Annotated in this window: 14 protein-coding genes; 8 read left to right on the top strand and 6 right to left on the bottom strand. The window is 51.1% G+C overall.

The annotated features are described in order from the left end of the window. Nucleotides 1-63: 63 nt before the first annotated feature. Nucleotides 64-492 carry a nuclear transport factor 2 family protein gene (locus tag Q0577_RS25435; protein WP_298741379.1) on the top strand — a complete coding sequence of 143 codons (429 nt, stop codon included), beginning with the start codon at nucleotides 64-66 and terminating at the stop codon, nucleotides 490-492. Nucleotides 493-518: 26 nt separating this feature from the next. On the opposite strand, the gene Q0577_RS25430 is transcribed toward Q0577_RS25435, so the two are convergent. Together Q0577_RS25430 and Q0577_RS25425 are read right to left on the bottom strand one after the other, a co-directional pair. Further along, nucleotides 519-1,811 carry an amidohydrolase gene (locus Q0577_RS25430; RefSeq protein WP_298741377.1) on the bottom strand — a complete coding sequence of 431 codons (1,293 nt, stop codon included), beginning with the start codon at nucleotides 1,809-1,811 and terminating at the stop codon, nucleotides 519-521. A gap of 57 nt (nucleotides 1,812-1,868) precedes the next feature. Further along, nucleotides 1,869-6,737: a PKD domain-containing protein gene (locus tag Q0577_RS25425; protein ID WP_298741375.1), complete on the bottom strand. Its 4,869-nt coding sequence runs from the start codon at nucleotides 6,735-6,737 to the stop codon at nucleotides 1,869-1,871. Between the two features lie 154 nt (nucleotides 6,738-6,891). On the opposite strand from Q0577_RS25425, the gene Q0577_RS25420 reads away from it, so the two are divergent. The 3 genes from Q0577_RS25420 (at nucleotide 6,892) to Q0577_RS25410 (ending at nucleotide 9,403) form a co-directional block, all read left to right on the top strand. Then, nucleotides 6,892-7,881, top strand: a complete 990-nt coding sequence (locus tag Q0577_RS25420; protein WP_298741373.1) for a 2-dehydro-3-deoxygalactonokinase — start codon at nucleotides 6,892-6,894, stop codon at nucleotides 7,879-7,881. Further along, nucleotides 7,871-8,536: a bifunctional 4-hydroxy-2-oxoglutarate aldolase/2-dehydro-3-deoxy-phosphogluconate aldolase gene (locus tag Q0577_RS25415; protein WP_298741371.1), complete on the top strand. Its 666-nt coding sequence runs from the start codon at nucleotides 7,871-7,873 to the stop codon at nucleotides 8,534-8,536. Before Q0577_RS25420 ends, Q0577_RS25415 begins: the two co-directional genes overlap by 11 nt. Before the next feature lie 66 nt (nucleotides 8,537-8,602). Further along, nucleotides 8,603-9,403: an SDR family oxidoreductase gene (locus Q0577_RS25410; protein ID WP_298741369.1), complete on the top strand. Its 801-nt coding sequence runs from the start codon at nucleotides 8,603-8,605 to the stop codon at nucleotides 9,401-9,403. 6 nt (nucleotides 9,404-9,409) lie between these two features. Here the strand turns inward: Q0577_RS25410 and Q0577_RS25405 are convergent, their stop codons facing one another. Further along, entirely contained in the window at nucleotides 9,410-10,285 is an 876-nt protein-coding gene (locus tag Q0577_RS25405) for a PHB depolymerase family esterase (RefSeq protein WP_298741367.1), read from the bottom strand. A 92-nt stretch (nucleotides 10,286-10,377) separates the two neighbouring features. Here Q0577_RS25405 and Q0577_RS25400 point away from each other — a divergent pair, with 92 nt between their 5' ends. From Q0577_RS25400 to Q0577_RS25385, 4 genes are all read left to right on the top strand, one after another. Continuing rightward, a complete protein-coding gene (locus tag Q0577_RS25400; RefSeq protein WP_298741365.1) occupies nucleotides 10,378-10,746 on the top strand; it encodes a helix-turn-helix domain-containing protein in 369 nt (122 codons plus the stop codon). A 77-nt stretch (nucleotides 10,747-10,823) separates the two neighbouring features. Beyond that, entirely contained in the window at nucleotides 10,824-12,539 is a 1,716-nt protein-coding gene (locus Q0577_RS25395; RefSeq protein WP_298741363.1) for an IlvD/Edd family dehydratase, read from the top strand. 26 nt (nucleotides 12,540-12,565) lie between these two features. Further along, nucleotides 12,566-13,879, top strand: a complete 1,314-nt coding sequence (locus Q0577_RS25390) for a gluconate:H+ symporter (RefSeq protein ID WP_298741361.1) — start codon at nucleotides 12,566-12,568, stop codon at nucleotides 13,877-13,879. A 31-nt stretch (nucleotides 13,880-13,910) separates the two neighbouring features. Beyond that, nucleotides 13,911-14,747: a metallophosphoesterase gene (locus tag Q0577_RS25385; RefSeq protein ID WP_298741359.1), complete on the top strand. Its 837-nt coding sequence runs from the start codon at nucleotides 13,911-13,913 to the stop codon at nucleotides 14,745-14,747. Between the two features lie 3 nt (nucleotides 14,748-14,750). Here the strand turns inward: Q0577_RS25385 and Q0577_RS25380 are convergent, their stop codons facing one another. The 3 genes from Q0577_RS25380 to Q0577_RS25370 form a co-directional block, all read right to left on the bottom strand. Then, nucleotides 14,751-14,891: a hypothetical protein gene (locus Q0577_RS25380; protein ID WP_298741356.1), complete on the bottom strand. Its 141-nt coding sequence runs from the start codon at nucleotides 14,889-14,891 to the stop codon at nucleotides 14,751-14,753. Nucleotides 14,892-14,955: 64 nt separating this feature from the next. Further along, entirely contained in the window at nucleotides 14,956-16,692 is a 1,737-nt protein-coding gene (locus Q0577_RS25375) for a hypothetical protein (RefSeq protein ID WP_298741354.1), read from the bottom strand. 301 nt (nucleotides 16,693-16,993) lie between these two features. Next, nucleotides 16,994-18,328, bottom strand: coding sequence for a condensation domain-containing protein (locus Q0577_RS25370; protein WP_298741352.1), 1,335 nt, complete (start codon nucleotides 18,326-18,328; stop codon nucleotides 16,994-16,996). Nucleotides 18,329-18,331: the final 3 nt, after the last annotated feature.

The raw sequence follows: 18,331 nt of genomic DNA, 5'->3' as shown, positions 1-18,331 counted from the left end.
CCTTGTCATGAGTTGCGATACCAAATATTATTGATTACTTTTAAGGTAATCAAATACCTGGTAATGAAACGCCCTTTATTATTCCTCGTTTGCTGTGCCATGATGCACATTGCTTCTGCACAATCCAAAGATGAAAAAGCAGTTGGCCAGGCGGTAGAAAGCCTGCGTAAAGCGCTGTTAGACGGCGATAAGGCTTCGCTTGAAAAAATAGCAGACAACCGCCTCAGCTACGGCCATTCCAGCGGCAAGATCGAAGATAAAGCCGCTTTTGTAGAAGCGCTGGTAAGCGGAAAATCAGACTTTGTAACATTGAACCTGTCTGATCAGACCATCACCGTAGCCGGTAATACCGCCATCGTACGTCACACCCTCGATGGAGACACGAAAGACAACGGCCAGGCAGGTACGGTGCACTTAAACGTACTGCTGGTATGGGTGAAAGAAGGCGGCGGGTGGAAGTTGCTGGCGAGGCAGGCGGTGCGGCCGAAGTAGGAGAGGGGGATGGGATGAAGCCCCCATCACCCTTTCTTCAGCTTAGCATAATCAAACACCAGCTGGCAAAACACTTTAACGCCTACGTCTAGTTTTGAGTCGTCAATAAAGAAGTCGGGCGTATGATGCGCTGCAGCTTTAGCCGCTTCCTGGTTGGCGGGCATGCCGCCCAGGAAGAAGAAAAAGGCGGGCGCTTTGTCGCCAAAGAAAGAGAAGTCTTCAGCGCCGGTGGTCCATTCCGTTTCATATACATTCTCTTTTCCCGCGGCGGCCTCAATAGAGGGCGTCATCATTTTCACCAGCGTGGGATCGTTATAGGTAACTTTCGTTTTTGTATCAATCACTACTTCTGCGGTAGCGCCGGCTGCAGCTGCAATGTTTGTGGCGGTGATCTTCATGCGCTCATGCACCTGCTGCTGCATTTTGCTGTCGAGCGTGCGGATGGTGCCTTCCATCACCAGCTCTTCGGGTATGATGTTGGGACGCACGCCTGCATTGATCTTGCCTACCGTGATCACCACCGGGGCTTTGGTCAGCTCCATTTGCCTGCTCACAATGGTCTGGAAACCCTGGATGATCTGCGTGGCCACTACCACCGGGTCTATACCGCTCCAGGGTTGCGAACCATGGGATTGCTTCCCTTTCACTTTAACGGTGAACCAGTCGCTCGAAGCCATTTCTGCTCCTGATTTAAACTTTATCTTACCGATGGGCGTCTGTGAATTAATGTGCAGACCAAAGATCGCGTCTACTTTCGGGTTATCCATCACACCTTCTTTGATCATCAGGGGTGCGCCGCCTTCTTCATCGCCCGGAGGACCTTCTTCAGCAGGCTGGAAGATGAATTTTACGGTACCGGGCAGGTCTTTTTTACTGGCGCTCAGCACCTGGGCAGTGCCCAGCAGGATGGCCACATGGCTGTCATGCCCGCAGGCATGCATAACCGGTACTTTTTGCCCGAGGTATTCAGCAGAATCAACTGATTTAAAGGGAAGCTGTGATCTTTCGTATACGGGCAGGGCGTCCATATCGGCGCGCAAGGCTACCACCGGGCCGGGCTTGCCGCCTTTCAGGATGCCAACTACGCCGGTTTTGCCAACGCCTGTCTGCACTTCCAGTCCCAGTCTTTTCAGGTGTGCGGCCACGTAAGCGGCTGTACGATATTCCCGGTTGGAAAGCTCGGGATGCTGATGGAGATGTCTTCTCCAGGCAATAACAGAGTCTTTGACGCCGGCTATACGCTGATCCAGTTCTATTACCTGGGCGATGGCCAGCACAGGGGCCATAAGCAGGAACAGTACAAGCGGATGTGTCTTCATTGGTTTTCGATTTTGGTTGCTATACCAAAATACGATAACAATTATGAAATAGGAAGCTTATTTGATTATCGTCACAGTGCCCCTGAACAGGAAGGTAGTGCCATCTTCGCACACGGTTTCCAAAGCATACACGTACGTACCCATAGGCGCCAGCTGGTTTTTCCAGCTGCCATCCCAGCCCGCGTTGGCATTGTTGATCTGGAAATGCGATCTTTCAAATACCAGGGTGCCCCAGCGGTCAAAGATGCGCATCCACGACACTTCTTTGATGCCGCGGCCTTTGGGATAGAACCACTCATTCCTGCCGTCCCTGTTGGGGGTGAGAGCAGTAGGCAGGAACACCGCACCTTTGTCGCATGTAACCTTCACCAGCACTTCATCCATCGCCTTACAGCCGTATCTGTTTTCCACTTCCACCTGGTATTGGGTGGAAAGGTTGGGCAGGGCCGATGTAGTGGGGCAGTTAGCGCAATCCAGGAATTCCGCGGGTGTCCAGCTCCATTTGATCACATCCGGGCTGCCGGTGGCGGTGAGCGTGAGCGCAACACCCGCCATGGAGGCCTGGTCGGGTCCTGCATTCACGGTGGGTAAGGGGCGTACATCTACTACCAGGGAGGTGTCATGGGTAAAGCAGCCATCGGCGTCATAACCGGTTACCTGGTAGGTAAAATTGCCCGGCGCCTGGATGCTGGCATTTGGAAACTGGCTGTTTGCATTATCCAGGCCAGGTCCCTGCCAAACATAATGATCTGCTCCCCACGCACGCAGGGGGAGCACATGTCCCAGGCAGATAACGGTATCCGGCGTGGCCTGTATGGTAAAGGGTTGCGCTACGCGGATGCTCACCTGGTCTGTATTGTTACAGCCGTTGGCATCCGTTACGCTGACGGTATAGGTGCTGTTTACTTTCGGAGAGGCAACAGGGTTGGCTGCCTGCGGATTGTCCAGGTCTTCGGCGGGCGACCACTGGTAAGTAACACCGCCGCCCGCACTGAGTGTGGTGCTGTTACCCAGGCATATCACCGACGGTGTGGCCGCCGCATTGACCACCGGTTTGGGCAGGATGCTGATGTTATGCTGCGCTGTATCGCTGCAGCCGTCTTTACTGCTGGCCGTCAGTACAACGGCGGCAGCGCCGGTGTTGCTGTATACCTGGTCTGCAGGCGCCTGTACATTGCTGGTATTACCATTGCCAAAATCCCATTTCCAGCTGACATCATTCACCCTGGCCACCGTTCCGCTGAAGCTGACGGGCGCATCCTGGCAGGCTTGTAAGGGGCCTGTAATGCTCAGCTCCGGCTTGGGATAAACCTGCACGGTCTTGCTTACCGTCTGCGTACAGCCCACAGCGGTAGTAGTACTGAGGGTGAACGTATAGGCCTGTACTTTATCCAGGTAGAAACCGGGATTGGCGCTGGTCTCATTTTCTGCAGGGAGGTCTGCTTCGTAGGTCCATTTATATGTTGCCTGGTATTGCAGCTCGTCAATAGAATAGCTGTTGAATGTTGGGTTGAAAGTGATCCAGCCCGAATCGCATACATAAGCGGGATCGGCATCCAGCCGCACATCCAGTTTGTCTACCACGATGGCGCTGTCCAGGAAGGCAGTGCCTTTACACCCGCCGGAATCGTAAAGGATGAGGCGTGGCCTGTAAACCCCCGGATCTTTAAAGGTATGTTTGATGGTAGAATCGGTTGTTTCCATTACATTGCCATCTGTAAAGTCCCAGGCATAATTAACCGCGTTCAATGCAGATACTTTAAACTCGATCTCCTTTGTAAGACAGCCGCCGTAAGAGGAGGTAGCGATGGTGGCATAAGGGCCTTTTACTTCCACTTCCTGTTCATATTCATCTTCAGTATCGGCATCGCCCACTACTTTCAGCTTCACCTTAAATTTTCCTACATAGGTATAGGTATGAGAAGGATTGGGAATGGTGGCAAAGCTGCCATCGCCAAAATCCCAGTAAACGCTGGTATAGTTAACAGATGTATTGGTGAAGCGGGCAACCACCGGCGGACAACCACTGTTATTCACAAATGAAGTGGTAACGGTAAAGCCGGCGCTTACCCTGGATACCTTTATTTGTTTTTTAGCGCTGTCTGTACAACCCAGGTCATCTTTCACCAGCAGCTTTACGGTATAAATGCCTTTGTCGGGATAGTTCTTCAGCGGACTAAAACCGGTAGAAGTGGTATTATCCCCGAAGTCCCATTCATAGGAGGGATCACCACCTGTTTCCGTAGTGAGATTACTGAACCTTACATTACCGCCCGGCGGTATCAGTGAAGCACTGGGCCTGAAATCAGCATTGGGGCCGTTCACCTGGAGATAGCTGCCGGTAATGGAGTCGGTACAGCCGTCTTCATCTGTCACCATCAGTGAAGGATAGAAGTAACCGGATCTGTTATAAGTGTATTTGAAAGGCGGTGCCGTAAATACTTGGGCGCCGCTGCCATCGCCAAAATCCCAGGTCCAGCTTTTGATGGGCTTTCCATAGGTAATGTCTGTCTGGTCAGTAAAGGTCAGCTCCGTGCCGCGGCATTCCTGTACATCCGGTGATGCGAATTTTGCAATAGGGCCATGTACATTCACTATTACGTTATTGCTGGAGTCCAGACATCCCTGGTGATTACGCGCTATGTAGCGGATGGTATCATTTCCGGGTCTGAGGTTGACAAAACTGGCCACATCGTAGTTGTTGGTATCCCAGGTGGCAGGCGTCCCATCTGAAATGTGCCAGTTGTAGTAAGAACTGTCATATATAGATCTGTCAATAGACGTTACACGGGTGGTGAGTACTTCGTTGCCGCACAAGGTTGTTTTGTCAGCAGTGATGATAACAGGCGTTGGTGCATACACGTTAATATCCGCAGAATCTGAACTGGTACAGACGCCATTTGTTACCGTAAGCTTCACCTGGTATACACCTGTTTGATCATATGTATGTCTGACCGGAGTTGTTTTACTGGTGTAGGTGTTTTCCTTTCCGTCTCCCCAGTCCCATTTCCAGCTGCTGATGTCGCCCGGAGAATGTTCGTCAAAGCTGATAGTTGTACGTTGGTCACAGTTAATGTCCTGCATGCTGAAGCGGGGGAAGGGATTCACGGCAGTGATGTACGCAGGTTTGGTAATGCTTTCGGTGCAACCGTTATTGGAAACGGTCAGTGTTACCGAATAGGTGCCAGGCGCCCGGTAGCTATGCGTGGTATGTTGCCCGTGTCCACGTGTACCATCGCCGAAATTCCAGGAAAAGTTTTGACCGATGTTTGTGGTGGCATTGAAATGCACCTGGTTGTTACCGCAGATCTGGGGTGCTTCGGGAGAGGAAAAATCAGGAACCGGTTTTTCATAGATCCTGACAGGTTCGCTGGTACTTGCTGTGCCTTTACAGCCCCGGGTAGTGGTATAGTTCAGTACCACCGGGTACACGCCTGCGTTATTATAGATGTGCGAAGGCCGGGCAGCTGTTGACCTGGGGCTGCCATCCCCAAAATCCCAGTCATAGGTAGCGATAGTGTCGCCGTCGCTGATGGTGCCGTAGAAACTGGCGGTATGCCCTTCGCAAACGCTGGAGAGGGCCGGGTAGATGGTGACTTCCGGTTTTTGCACCTGCACATATGTTTCTGCGGTGCTGGTACACCCGGACGCATTGGCTGCCGTTAGCCTTATGTTGAAATTCCCAAGGCTGTTATAGGTGGCCGTGGGATGTTGCTGCGCAGATGTTTGCCCGTTGCCAAAATTCCAGTTCCAGCTGGTAGCGCCCTGCGACTGGTCGGTCAGCTGTACGATCACCGGTACATCGCAGATAGCCTGCTGATCGGTGGAGAAGCTGGCTTTAGGCGCGGGTTTTACTACATAATCCTTCGTTATGGTTTCCTGGCAGGTACCATAGTTGGCAGTCATCGTTACTTTTACGGTGCCGGCGCCTTCGGGGGTGTAATCAGGAGACTCGCCATTACCAATGTAACCTTTATCAACACTCCAGCTCAGGCTGTTGGCCTTTGGGGTGTTGGCGGCGGTGAAGCTGGTAGAATTGTTCTCACAAATGCTCTCCGGCAGCTGAAAATCCGTTTTAAAATTGGCTACATTGATATCCGCGGAGGTTTTGGTAGCAGTGCAGCCCCTGTCGTTGGTTACTGTGAGCTTCACCTTGTAAACGCCCCTTTGGGTATAGGTATGCGCGGCCGGGGTAGCGCCGGTAGCTGTGCCGCCATCGCCAAAATCCCATTGATAGGTGAGGACACCCGGACCGCTGGAAGTGTTGGTGATACGCAATTCGCCGGGTACAGTGCACAGGAACCTGTCAGATACGCTGAAACCGGCTACCAGGGCAGGGCCTGCATCCACAATATTGCTGATTGATTTAGACGCCGTACAGCCATTGCTGTTGGTAACGGTCAGCGTAACGGTGGGCGACATTACGTTTTTGTAGGTATGCACGGGGTTGCTGCCGGAACCGGTGTTGCCATCACCGAAGTCCCAGCTGTAGGTACTGATGGTACCGTTTACCGGGTTTGATCTATCCGTGAATGTGACATCAAAGGGAATACAGCCTTTGGCAGGGCTGGCGGTAAAATCTGGCTGGGGTCTAGCCCATACGGTAACGCTCTTTTCTGCAGAGCTGGTATTACCCGCCGCATCTTTTACCGTCAGCGTCACTTTATAGGTGCCGGGCGAGGTATAGGAAGCGCCGGGGCTTTGCTGCGTAGAGGTAGCACCGTTACCCAGGTCCCATTGCCAGGAAACCGGGCTGCCGGTAGAATTATCATTGAACGTCGTAATCAGGCTTTCGCAATCACTTGTTTTACTGGGGGTAAAATCCGCTTTCAGCTGTGCTTCAGCTGTAGTACTCTGTAAAAGGGGCACAAAAAAAGCAATGTAGGTGAAAGCAACACCGGGGATTGCCTTAAAGCTCAGGATCATGCGATATGGCATTGGCTATTGGAAATTAGGTTAAAATTTTAAATTCCAGAGGGAACAGAACAGTTAGCCGGCGGCTTCCCAACTTTGGAATTGGTTTTTGGAATTTGGAATCTGGTATTTGGATTTTGGCCATTGGCTTTTGTAACTTCATGGTATGGACAAATTCCTGAGCTGCGATTGGGGTACTTCCTCCTTCCGTTTAAGACTGGTACAAGCCCCTGCGCTGACTACCATAGCAGCCATACATACCGGTAATGGTATTGCCGCCACCTGGCAGGCCTGGCAGAATGCAGGTTTGCAGGGCTCCACGGAAAGGTGGCGTTTTTACACAGACAGGATCAGATCCGCTATCCAAAGCATTGAACAACAGGCAGGTCCCCTACCAGGAGGCATACCGTTGATTATTTCGGGCATGGCTTCCTCCTCCATTGGTATGATGGAGCTGCCCTACGGCAGCCTGCCTTTTGCCACAGACGGCCGTGGTATATTGACCCGCCTGGAGCCCGCCGGCGACAACCTTCCGCATGATGTGCTGCTGATCTCAGGCATACGCAGCGAAGATGATGTGATGAGGGGAGAAGAAACCCAGCTGATAGGCTGCATTGGGGGAACCAGGACGGCCGGGGAGGCCACCTACATTTTCCCGGGTACACATTCCAAACATATACAGGTGAAGAACGGAGCAGCCACCGGTTTCCAGACCTTTATGACCGGCGAGCTGTTTGAACTGCTGCGGCGGCACAGCATTCTGAAAGATGCGGTAGCTGCACCCGAAGGGGCTTCGCAGTCTCCGCTCAGCAGCAGTTTCAGGGAAGGAGTGATGGCCGGCGCAAAAGACAGCCTGCTGCACGCCATTTTCCGTGTCAGGACAAACCAGCTGTTCGGTCATCTTACCAGCACAGAGAACCTGGATTATCTCAGCGGCCTGCTGATTGGCGCAGAACTGCAATCCCTGGCAGCAGGCAACGGACAGATCTGCCTGTGCGGCGGCTCCCACCTGGAAAAACATTATGCGGCAGCGTTGGACGTTCTCGGACTAATGCAGCGCAGCAACATTCTGCCCGCACAATGGATAGAAGAAGCAGTGATCAGAGGACAGTATTCTATATTCAATCACTTAACAGTACAACACCATGCCTGGTAAATTTTCACGTGAATTATTTGACAAAATACCCATCGTAGGTATACTGCGTAATGTACCCCCGCTCACCGTGCCCATACTCGCCCGTTATTACGCTGAAGCAGGTCTCACGAACCTGGAAGTGACCATGAACTCCGACGAGGCCCTCACCACCATCACCCGGCTGGTACAGGATTTTGAAGGAAAGCTGAACATCGGCGCGGGAACGGTATGCACCCTCGAAGACCTGGAAAAGGCGCTGGCCGCCGGTGCGCAGTTCATCGTCACCCCCATCCTGCAGGAAGAGGTGATCAAAGCCTGCGTACAACAGCAGGTACCCGTTTTTCCCGGCGCATATTCTCCAACGGAAATATATAAAGCCTGGCACCTGGGCGCTACCATGGTGAAAGTGTTTCCGGCTACCAAACTGGGCGCCTCTTATATAAAAGAGATCCTGGCCCCGATGAATTACCTGAAACTGTTACCTACGGGCGGTATCAGCCTGGATAACCTGACGGACTTCCTGAAAGCAGGCGCCGCCGGACTCGGTTTAGGCAGCCAGCTGTTCCCCCAGAAGCTGATAGAAGAAGGCAAATGGGAACGGCTATCTGAACTGTTCAGAGACCTGGTAGCCACTTACAAAGCATATAATAATGAGCTGCTGGCTGTTAGCCGTTAGCTTTAGCTGTTAGACATTTACCAACAGCCAACAGCTAAAAGCCAACAGCTGAAAGCTATTCTTCCCATGTCAAAGGTTATACTCATCACCGGCGCGTCTGCAGGATTAGGCGCTGCCATCGGTAATTATTTATACGCAAAAGGATACAGGGTGTATGGCACGTCCCGGAACATCAAAGCCGGGACGCAGTCATTTACCACCCTGCAGATGGACGTCAACAGTGAGGCCAGTGTACAGCAGGCGGTGAACACCATCCTGCAGCAGGAGTCGCGCATTGATGTGCTAATCAACAACGCAGGACTAAGCATTGCAGGCGTTACCGAACACCTGTCGCTGGCCGATGTGCAGCAGATCTTTGACACCAATTTTTTCGGCGTGGTACGAACCTGTCAGGCCGTGATGCCGCACATGCGTAAAGCAGGCAGGGGACTGATCATCAACATCAGCTCCATCGGATCGGAAATGGGATTACCCTACCGGGGCATTTACAGCGGCAGCAAAGCAGCGGTAGACCGCTTTACAGAAGCACTACGCCTGGAAGCAGCGGCTTATGGTATACAGGCCTGCTGCCTGCAGCCCGGCGCCGTACACACGGGTATCAATGCGCATCGTGTAAAAACAACCGTGCCCGCAGGATCGCCCTATAAAGACAGTTTCGAAAGAGGTTATGCAGCGATAGACGCAAGCATCGATCACGGATCTGATCCCGGTATTTTCTGCCCCGTTATTGAGAAGATCATCAACAGCAGGTATGTGAAACGATATTACCGGGTTGGCAAGCCTATAGAAAAGTTGTCTGTGATATTGAAGAAATACCTGCCGGAGAAAACTTATGAACGCATGATACGAAAGTATTACAACCTCTGAACGTATTCAGTTAAGCAAGCCGAAAAATTCAATGGCGGCTTTAGGCGTATCAAAGTTCTTCACCGTTTTTCCCGTTATCAGTGAAAAGAACCGGAACCTGCTTTGCGGGATGGTATGACCTCCTTCATGGATGGTATAAAGTTTTACCACCGGCGATGAATCTTTCAGCCAGCTAAGGCATTCCACATTATCAGCGATCTGCTCATTCTTTTGAACCAGCGCAGCTCCGCACCTGTCGGCCAATACTTTTGCCGTTTCGTATGCAGACATAACGGTGCCTATCTTTTTACCAAGAAATGTAACCATACCACCCTGGTAGGGGATGATGGGATCCTTGGTGCCGCTTACCAGCATTACCTTTACCGGGTGGCCATGCACCGGGCATGAGCAGGTTTCCAGGGTGGGGAGGTTGGCGCTTACTACACAGGCAGTATTGATAAAGTTGTCTTCCATGGCACACCTGAGCGCCATTCCGCCTCCGTTGGAAAAACCGAAGGCAAAAACCTTGCTGGTATCTATGCGGTATTGCCGGTGTGCGGTGTCAACCAGCTTTTTTATGAAACCTACATCGTCTATGTTTGCTTTATGTGCAGGAAAGGGGGAGTCTGCCCGGCAATCATTCCATGTATTTTTGTACCCATCGGGATATATCACCAGGTACCCCAAATGATCGGCCAGTTCATCCAGCTCATAGCCCGTATATTTTCTTAAAGTCTGGCCATTGGTCTTACTGCCATGCAACGCTACAATCAGGGCCGCATTTTCTTTTAATGCTGGAGGAACGTACACACGGTATTTACGTACCTGGTCTCCATGACTGATTGCTGCTGTTGTTATTTTGCCGTTGAGCTTTGGTCGTTTGGAACTGAAAAGTGTAGCCATTTATTTGTTTGAAATTGTAATGCGAAGTTAGCTACCTTTACTAATCATTTGATAGTACTAAACAAAAGGTTAGTGGTAATATTCAGGTTAGTATGGTAAATAAAACATCAAAGATCTGCGCACCATCTGATGAAGCATGTAAGATCTTTTTGCGGTCGGTTGGCGATGCCTTATATGTCGTTGGCGGTAAATGGAGATTGCAGATCATCATTGCGCTGTATAACGGCAATAACCGGTTTAACCAGATACAGCGTACGGTGGAAGGTATTTCTGCCCGGGTGCTTTCCAATGAACTGAAAGAACTGGAGCTGATCGGGTTTATTTCCCGGGAAGTAGATGCCGGGTCAACACCGGTAACGGTAAGTTACCAGTTAACGCCGTATTGCAACACCCTGGAGGAGGTAATAATGGCATTGAGCAGATGGGGAATGAAGCACCGGAAGAAGATGACTGCGAAATAGATTCTTTTTTTAAAAAAATGAGGTGTTTTTTGTAAGTTGTCATTTAATGTGTTAATCGTACAACTAAAAATTATACCATGTCCACGTTCAGAAGCGCTAACTGGTTCGGGAAGAAAGACAAGATGGGTTTCATCTATAGAAGCTGGATGAAGAACCAGGGCTTCCCCGAAGATCTTTTTGACGGCCGTCCGGTGATCGGTATCTGTAACACCTGGTCAGAGCTCACCCCCTGTAACGCCCATCTCCGGGACATTGCAGAAGTAGTAAAGCGCGGTGTTTATGAAGCAGGCGGCTTTCCCGTAGAATTTCCTATTATGTCGCTGGGCGAAACTTTGCTGAAGCCCACCGCCATGTTGTTCAGGAACTTAGCCAGCATGGATGCGGAAGAATCTATCCGTGGCAACCCGGTAGATGGCGTAGTGCTGCTGACGGGCTGCGATAAAACCACCCCATCCACTTTAATGGGCGCAGCCAGTGTTGACCTGCCAACAATCGTTGTTCCGGGAGGGCCTATGCTGAATGGCCGCTTCCAGGGCCAGCAGATCGGCTCGGGCACCCACGTATGGAAGTTTGCCGATGATATGAAAACCGGGAAGATGACCCCGAAAGACTACCTGTTTGCCGAAAGTTGTATGTCACGCAGCGCGGGCCATTGTATGACCATGGGCACTGCCTCTACTATGGCCTGTATGGTAGAGTCGCTGGGCATGACGCTCTCCGGCGCTGCGGCTATTCCGGCTGTAGATTCCAGGAAGAAAGTACTGGCGCACCTATCGGGCAGAAGGATCGTGGAAATGGTGAAAGAAGACCTGAAAATATCCAGGATATTAACCCGCCAGGCCTTTGAGAACGCTATCAAGGTAAATGCGGCCGTAGGCGGATCTTCCAATTTCATTATACACCTCACGGCCATCGCGGGCAGGGTAGGAGTAGAGCTGAACCTGGAGGATTTTGACCGCCTGGGCAGCCATGTACCCCTGCTGCTTAACCTGATGCCATCGGGTAAATTCCTGATGGAAGACTTCTACTATGCGGGCGGCCTGCCGGTGATCCTCAATGAAATGCGGGAACACCTGCATATGGACACCATCACCGTCAGCGGCAAATCACACGCAGAGAATATAGAGGGCGCCTGCAACTGTTATAACCGTGAGGTGATCTACCCCTACAGTGATCCGCTGATCAAAGAGGCCGGTATTGCCGTATTGAAAGGCAATCTGGCGGAGAACGGAGCAGTGATAAAGCCTTCTGCCGCCACACCTGCACTGATGCAGCACCGCGGCAGAGCCGTTGTATTTGAAACCATTGAAGACTATCATGCACGGATAGACGATCCGGCACTGGATATAGATGAAACCTGTGTGATGGTGCTGAAGAACGTAGGTCCCGTTGGCTATCCCGGCATGCCGGAAGTAGGCAATATGGCCCTGCCCAAAAAGCTGCTGGATAAAGGCATTACCGATATGGTAAGGATCTCTGACGGCAGGATGAGCGGCACGGCCTACGGTACCGTTGTACTGCATGTATCACCGGAATCCGCCATTGGCGGCACCCTGGCCTTTGTAGAAAATGGCGACATGATCGAGCTTGATGTTGCAGGCAGACGCCTTCACCTGGACGTACCGGCAGATGTACTGGAACAGCGCAAAAAACGCTGGAAAAAACTGGATATGCCAACCGACCGGGGATATGTGAGCCTGTATGTGAAACACGTGATGCAGGCAGATAAAGGCGCCGACTTTGATTTCCTGGCCGGAAACTCCGGATCTGAAGTAGCGAGAGATTCCCATTAAATTCATGTTTGAACGTTTAGATATTTATGACCTTACTGATCATCTTCCTTTGTATTGTATGTTTGATATTATTGATCTCCTGGGGAAAGGTAAATGCTTTCCTGGCTTTCCTGGTGGTGTCTATCGCCACCGGTTTGATGCTGGGTATCCCTTTAAACCAGGTGCCGCAAACAATATACAAAGGCATTGGCGATACATTAGGGTCACTGGTGGTGGTGATCGTGCTGGGCGCCATGCTGGGTAAGCTGGTGGCCGAAAGCGGCGCTGCACAGCGCATTGCACGGGTGTTAATGAAAACCTTCGGTGAAAAGTATATTAACTGGGCGCTGATGCTCACGGGCTTTATCATCGGTATTCCTTTGTTTTATAATGTAGGCTTTGTGCTGATCATACCGCTGATCTTTTCCGTAGCTTACCAGTATAAGCTGCCGGCGGTATATATCGGGCTGCCCATGTTGTCATCCCTTTCTGTAACACATGGCTTTTTGCCGCCGCATCCTGCGCCGGCGGCGCTGGTGGGACAATTCCACGCCAATATGGGCCTTACCCTGATCTATGGGGTGATGGTGGCCGTTCCTGCCGTGATACTGGCAGGTCCGGTGTTCGCAAAAACACTGAAGAAGATCGAAGCCAGGCCGCTGGAAAGTTTCAATGTACCGCCCAGGCCCCTCAGCGAACTGCCGGGCGCATTCAACAGCTTTTTATCTTCTCTGCTGCCGGTGGTGATGCTGATCGTCACTACTATATTGCTGTACATGATGCCGGGCGATGGTCCGGTAAAAAACTTCCTCACCTTTATTGGCGAACCGGGTGTTGTAATGATGCTTACCGTTGCCATTGCTACTTTCAGCCTGGGCACCGGTATGGGTATGACCATGCAAAAGGTAATGAACATCTATGGCGAAGCGGTAAAAGATGTGGCAATGGTGCTGTTGATAGTAAGCGGCGCGGGCATCCTGAAGCAGGTGTTTATTGACAGCGGTGTAAGTACACAGATAGCGGCCGTTGTGCAGGACTGGAACATCCAGCCGCTGGTGCTGGGCTGGCTCATTGCTGCACTGATCCGGGTAGCGCTGGGCTCTGCTACCGTTGCAGGACTTACCACGGCGGGTATACTGGCGCCCATGATCGGGCAGCTGCATGTAGACCCCAGTTTGATGGTGTTGTCTATCGGTGCGGGCAGTCTCTTCTTTTCCCATGTAAATGACGCCGGTTTCTGGTTATTCAAGGAATATTTTAACTTGTCATTGAAAGATACTTTCCGTTCCTGGTCAATGATGGAGACCATTGTTTCCATTGTGGGCCTGGCAGGAGTACTGATACTGCATCTGTTCGTATAACACCTGTTCGTAAACATTAACCTGATTCTGTATGACACTCTCCCGCAGACGTTTTCTGCAAAACAGCATCAAGAGCGTGATCCTGCTGGGCATGGGCAATGCGCTGCCCGCTTTTATGCCCGCCGGTTTTACACTGCCTTCAAAGAAAGATGTAAAGCTGCGCTTTGCGCTTGCATCAGACGGGCATTACGGTGAACCGAAATCCGATTATGCCGCCCTTCATAAAGAAATGACCGGCTGGCTGAATGCAGAGGCCAAAGGCCGCGGACTGGACTTTGTAATGGTGAATGGCGATGTCTTCCATAACGACCCGGTGTTCCTGCCGGAAGCAAAGATAGTATGGGACCAGCTGAAAGTACCCTACTATGTTTCTCACGGCAATCACGACAGAACGGAAGAATCGCATTGGGAGCAGGTATGGGGTACGCCTTTCGATCACAGCTTCACAAAGAAGGATGCCGGCTTTATTGTACTGAACACCGCCGATGTAAAGGGAGAATATACCGGGCCTGATCTTGAACGCACCAAAGCATTGCTGGATAAATACAAATCTTATCAACACCTCTTTGTGTTCATGCACATCACCCCGGTGAAATGGACCAAGTACGGGATAGACCGTCCGGATATCGTAGAACTGTTCAGCCGTCAGCAGAACCTGAAAGCCATATTCCAGGGTCATGATCATGATGAGGATGGCATGAGGGAAAAAGAGGGCAAATATTATTTCTGGGATGCACACGTAGCAGGCACCTGGGGAACGGCCTACAAAGGGTACCGGGTTGTGGAAATATTAAAGAACGGATCTGTCCTCACTTACCAGACCGACCCGTCCGCTGCAAGACAGGTCAATAATAACCGTATCGCTTAAACGCTATAGCTTAAAATCAAGGTCAAACAGGAAACGTTCAGGCTGCGTCAGCGGCTTGCGGGGCAGGTATTCATCCTGTGCCGATGCATAAACAGGCTGCAGCAGCGCAAAAGCTGCAATAATAAGTGGTGTTCTTATAAGCATTGAATAGACGTTGATAAAAATCTTTAACGCCGAAAGCTATACGCTAAAAGCTAAAAGCCAACAGCTAAAATAAACTGATCCCTGCCTGCCACCCGATGGTGCCGGGCTTATCCTGCCGGTAGCCTGTTTTAGGCTGCGCTTCCTGTGTATTGTAGATGGAGAGTGCGGGCCCGGCAAACACGCTGAAGTATTTTCCGAAGCGGTAATTCAGGGAGGGTAGTATACGGGTTAACAGCGGCATACGTTCCCACTCACCCAGGTACACGTTCTGCGAAGTAAATTCGGTGGTGAGCGACAGGCGCTGGTTCATCGTCCACTCGCGTCCAAAGCCCCAGCCAAAGCTAAACAGCTTGTGATTGTGTGCTGTATTGGCTCCCGCCAGCAGTATACCATAGAATTTTTTAGTGCCGGTTTTAATGGCAATGTTCCAGGGGGTGAGCTCATTAGCCGAAACAGCCAGCCGGTAATAGCCGCCTTTTTTAATAATATTCACCAGGCCGATGCTGTAGCCGGAAGAGGTGTCCGCAATATTCACAATGCCTATTTGTACACCTTTCAGGCGCCGTGCATAGTTAAAGGCGCCTGCCATCTGCAGGCCTTCCACATCGCTGGTGCTGATATTGCCGCCGCCAGCCGCCTGGAAGCCCCGTTGTACAGAATCGGTGTAGTTGAATGCACCCGCCAGTTGGGCGCCCTTTACGGTACCATGTACTATATTGAAAGCGCCAGCCGCCTGCAGGCCTTTCATGCTGTCTTTCGCCATGTTGAACACACCGGCCATCTGTGTGCCTTTTACCTTTCCTTCCACAATATTGAATGCACCTGCTGCCTGGAATCCTTTCAGGGTATCCAGCACCATATTATGCACACCGGCCAGCTGTACGCCTCTTACCTGGCCGCCAGTGATGTTGAATACGCCGGCGGCCTGGAAACCGCTGACCTCCTTTTTATTGATATTGAACACGCTGCCCAGCTCAAAACCGTGCAGACCTGCGGCATAGCCGCCTATAACGTTAATGGAAAACTTATTGATCACCTGTCCGTCCATATGTCCGTGAGTACCCAGTCCGGGTACCAGCGAATACTGGAAGGGTTTGTTGGCAAAGAAGCCTTTCAGGTTGATGCTCTGCATACGCTGTTTGGAAGAGAGGAAGAACTTTCCCAGCCAGGTTCTGTCTACCCCAATGTCTACCGGCGCCAGGTTCACCGGGTCTGCAGGGCGGATGGTGATGGTGGGCACTTCCTGGTCAATACCCGGAAGCACAGTAAGGGTGGTATCGCGGTAAAGGTCTTTACTGACCGTAATGGCGGTAATATATCGTTCGGTGCTTTTCAGGCGAAGCCGGAAAAAGCCTTCGTTATTGGTCAGCGTAGAGATGAACTGCTGCTTTTCATATACGGTGGCATTGGCGATAGAGCTGCCGTTGGTCCGGTCTCTTACATAACCGGTAACGGTATAGGTACGTGAAGGATCAGGGCCCACGTGCTGGATAATGATATGATCACCTATTTCGCGGTACTGGCGGGTATTGCCAAAGAGCATGTCCAGTACCTGCTTAATAGATTTATGTTGGGCATAAACGGTAACCAGGCTGTCGTTTTTAACCACATCGCTGGTGTAGGAAAAGTGAAGCTTTCCCTGGCGGCTCAGTTCATTCAGTACCACCAGCAGGGGCTGCTGTTTAACATTAACAACAACCGGTTTTTTCAGGAGTTGTTGCGCGTGGCCGGGGGAAGATATACAGAGCAGAAAGCTAACAATAATGAATACTATTCTTATCAAGGCGAATGAAGAATTCATGCGGCAAGATACAAATTACTATCTGAATGCATATGGGAGTGTCTGTTGTGACAACAGGTATCAGCAGGGGTCATTATTTAAATAAAAAACCCTGCGCAGACGAGCAGGGTCTATCCCTTATTCCTCAAAATAAGATATTAAAATCCCGCAGTAAAATTATGGCGTTAAAAATGGGGAGAAGCTAATCCGATGTTAATGATAAAAAAATAAGGGCCGGATTGAAATCCAGCCCCCTGATAAAATAGGAAAATTCATTTAATGTCAACACTAATATCGCACATCATATGTTGTGAAAAGTAAATCATTCGTTAACAGAAATGTTAATAGCTGTCCTTCCTGCAAGCGGTGCATGTAATGCCGTCTCCAGCCCGGATTCCTTTATGATCGTTCGCATAGCCGCTTCTTTAATGGCCAGCGCGTCTTCATAAGGGAGGAAGGCATCGTTGGATATGAACACGAAATCCATTTGTCCGCGGAAGGTAGTGGTCACCAGTGTATTCGGGTTACGCCAGGGAAAAGCTACGGTAGGGCTGATGATGGTTTCCACCTCAAAGCTATGGAAGCGTTCAGGTATGTTGAGCCGTCCCATATTCGAAAAGGTAACATCGTGGTTGCCATTGGTCACCTTCAACAGCTTCACCAGCAGTTTGAGCGAACTATGTATGTATTCGCCGATCATCAGTTGCATGAACACATTCAGCTCAGCTATTTTAGCAGACAGTTCTTCTTTGAGCTGGTAGGCCTGTACCCAGAAGCTGCGTGCTGTAGCGGGCGCTTCTTCGTTGAGCGACAGGTTAACGGTGGGTGCATAGGCAAACAGTGTATCCGGTTTAATTGCGTCTATGAAACGGCGTATATCCACCGGTGTGATCACCCTGTTACGTGCACGGCTGCCCTGTACTTCCCGGAAAGCGCGCAGCAGCGCTACACACAAGGCCGCATGCACACTGGTGCCTTCTGCTTTGCAACGTTGTACAAATGCGGCAGATGCTTCCCTGTCCAGTTTCCAGTGCAGCAGGTAGTCTTTTCCTTTAGGCGGTTGTTTTTTGCGCCATAATACTGCGGAGAGTGTGAGCCAGGCCAGTATGGCGGATCGTTTACCTTTACGCTGCAGTTTTTTATTCTCCAGGTAGGGACGGGGTATCAGCGCCTCAATGTCATGAAAAGTATCGTAAGGCGGCAGCTCCATATCCGGCTGGTCAAGCGCGGTGAGCACTTCCTGCAGCAGGGTGGCAACAGAGACGCCATCGCAGATGCAGTGATGGCACACCAGGATCAGCTCGGAAATGGCTGCATCACGTATCCACACCATCCTGCAGAGCGGGCCGTTACGCATATCAAAGGGTGTGGCCCACTCTGTCATAGACTCCCGCTGCCAGTCGTCTTCCTGTTGTCTTTCAACAATGCGGACAGGTATGGCGGGGATAGGGTCGCTGCTCACAAAATGTGGCAGGCCCTTTTTGCCGGGCGCTACGCCGGCCCTCAACAGGGGATGTTTAGCCTGTACTTTCGCCAGCGCCTGGTGCAGGTAGTGCAATTGTATATTGCCCCGTACCCTGGCTACAAATGCGCTGTTCAGCGGCGTGTTGCCGTCGCCGTACATGATCCTTTCACCGATAATGAGTTTTCTCTGCATGTT

This window comes from uncultured Chitinophaga sp., from assembly GCF_937898475.1.
In the GTDB taxonomy this organism is placed as follows: Bacteria; Bacteroidota; Bacteroidia; order Chitinophagales; family Chitinophagaceae; genus Chitinophaga.
This window is presented reverse-complemented; position numbering and strand designations above follow the sequence as displayed.

Excerpts from the sequence above, each read along its gene's own strand:
- Q0577_RS25410 (WP_298741369.1), top strand. The coding sequence starts at position 8,603 with ATGTCAAAGGTTATACTCATCACCGGCGCGTCTGCAGGATTAGGCGCT.
- Q0577_RS25435 (WP_298741379.1), top strand. The coding sequence starts at position 64 with ATGAAACGCCCTTTATTATTCCTCGTTTGCTGTGCCATGATGCACATT.
- Q0577_RS25380 (WP_298741356.1), bottom strand. The coding sequence starts at position 14,891 with ATGCTTATAAGAACACCACTTATTATTGCAGCTTTTGCGCTGCTGCAG.
- Q0577_RS25370 (WP_298741352.1), bottom strand. The coding sequence starts at position 18,328 with ATGCAGAGAAAACTCATTATCGGTGAAAGGATCATGTACGGCGACGGC.
- Q0577_RS25415 (WP_298741371.1), top strand. The coding sequence starts at position 7,871 with ATGCCTGGTAAATTTTCACGTGAATTATTTGACAAAATACCCATCGTA.
- Q0577_RS25395 (WP_298741363.1), top strand. The coding sequence starts at position 10,824 with ATGTCCACGTTCAGAAGCGCTAACTGGTTCGGGAAGAAAGACAAGATG.
- Q0577_RS25375 (WP_298741354.1), bottom strand. The coding sequence starts at position 16,692 with ATGAATTCTTCATTCGCCTTGATAAGAATAGTATTCATTATTGTTAGC.
- Q0577_RS25400 (WP_298741365.1), top strand. The coding sequence starts at position 10,378 with ATGGTAAATAAAACATCAAAGATCTGCGCACCATCTGATGAAGCATGT.
- Q0577_RS25425 (WP_298741375.1), bottom strand. The coding sequence starts at position 6,737 with ATGATCCTGAGCTTTAAGGCAATCCCCGGTGTTGCTTTCACCTACATT.
- Q0577_RS25390 (WP_298741361.1), top strand. The coding sequence starts at position 12,566 with ATGACCTTACTGATCATCTTCCTTTGTATTGTATGTTTGATATTATTG.
- Q0577_RS25405 (WP_298741367.1), bottom strand. The coding sequence starts at position 10,285 with ATGGCTACACTTTTCAGTTCCAAACGACCAAAGCTCAACGGCAAAATA.
- Q0577_RS25430 (WP_298741377.1), bottom strand. The coding sequence starts at position 1,811 with ATGAAGACACATCCGCTTGTACTGTTCCTGCTTATGGCCCCTGTGCTG.
- Q0577_RS25385 (WP_298741359.1), top strand. The coding sequence starts at position 13,911 with ATGACACTCTCCCGCAGACGTTTTCTGCAAAACAGCATCAAGAGCGTG.
- Q0577_RS25420 (WP_298741373.1), top strand. The coding sequence starts at position 6,892 with ATGGACAAATTCCTGAGCTGCGATTGGGGTACTTCCTCCTTCCGTTTA.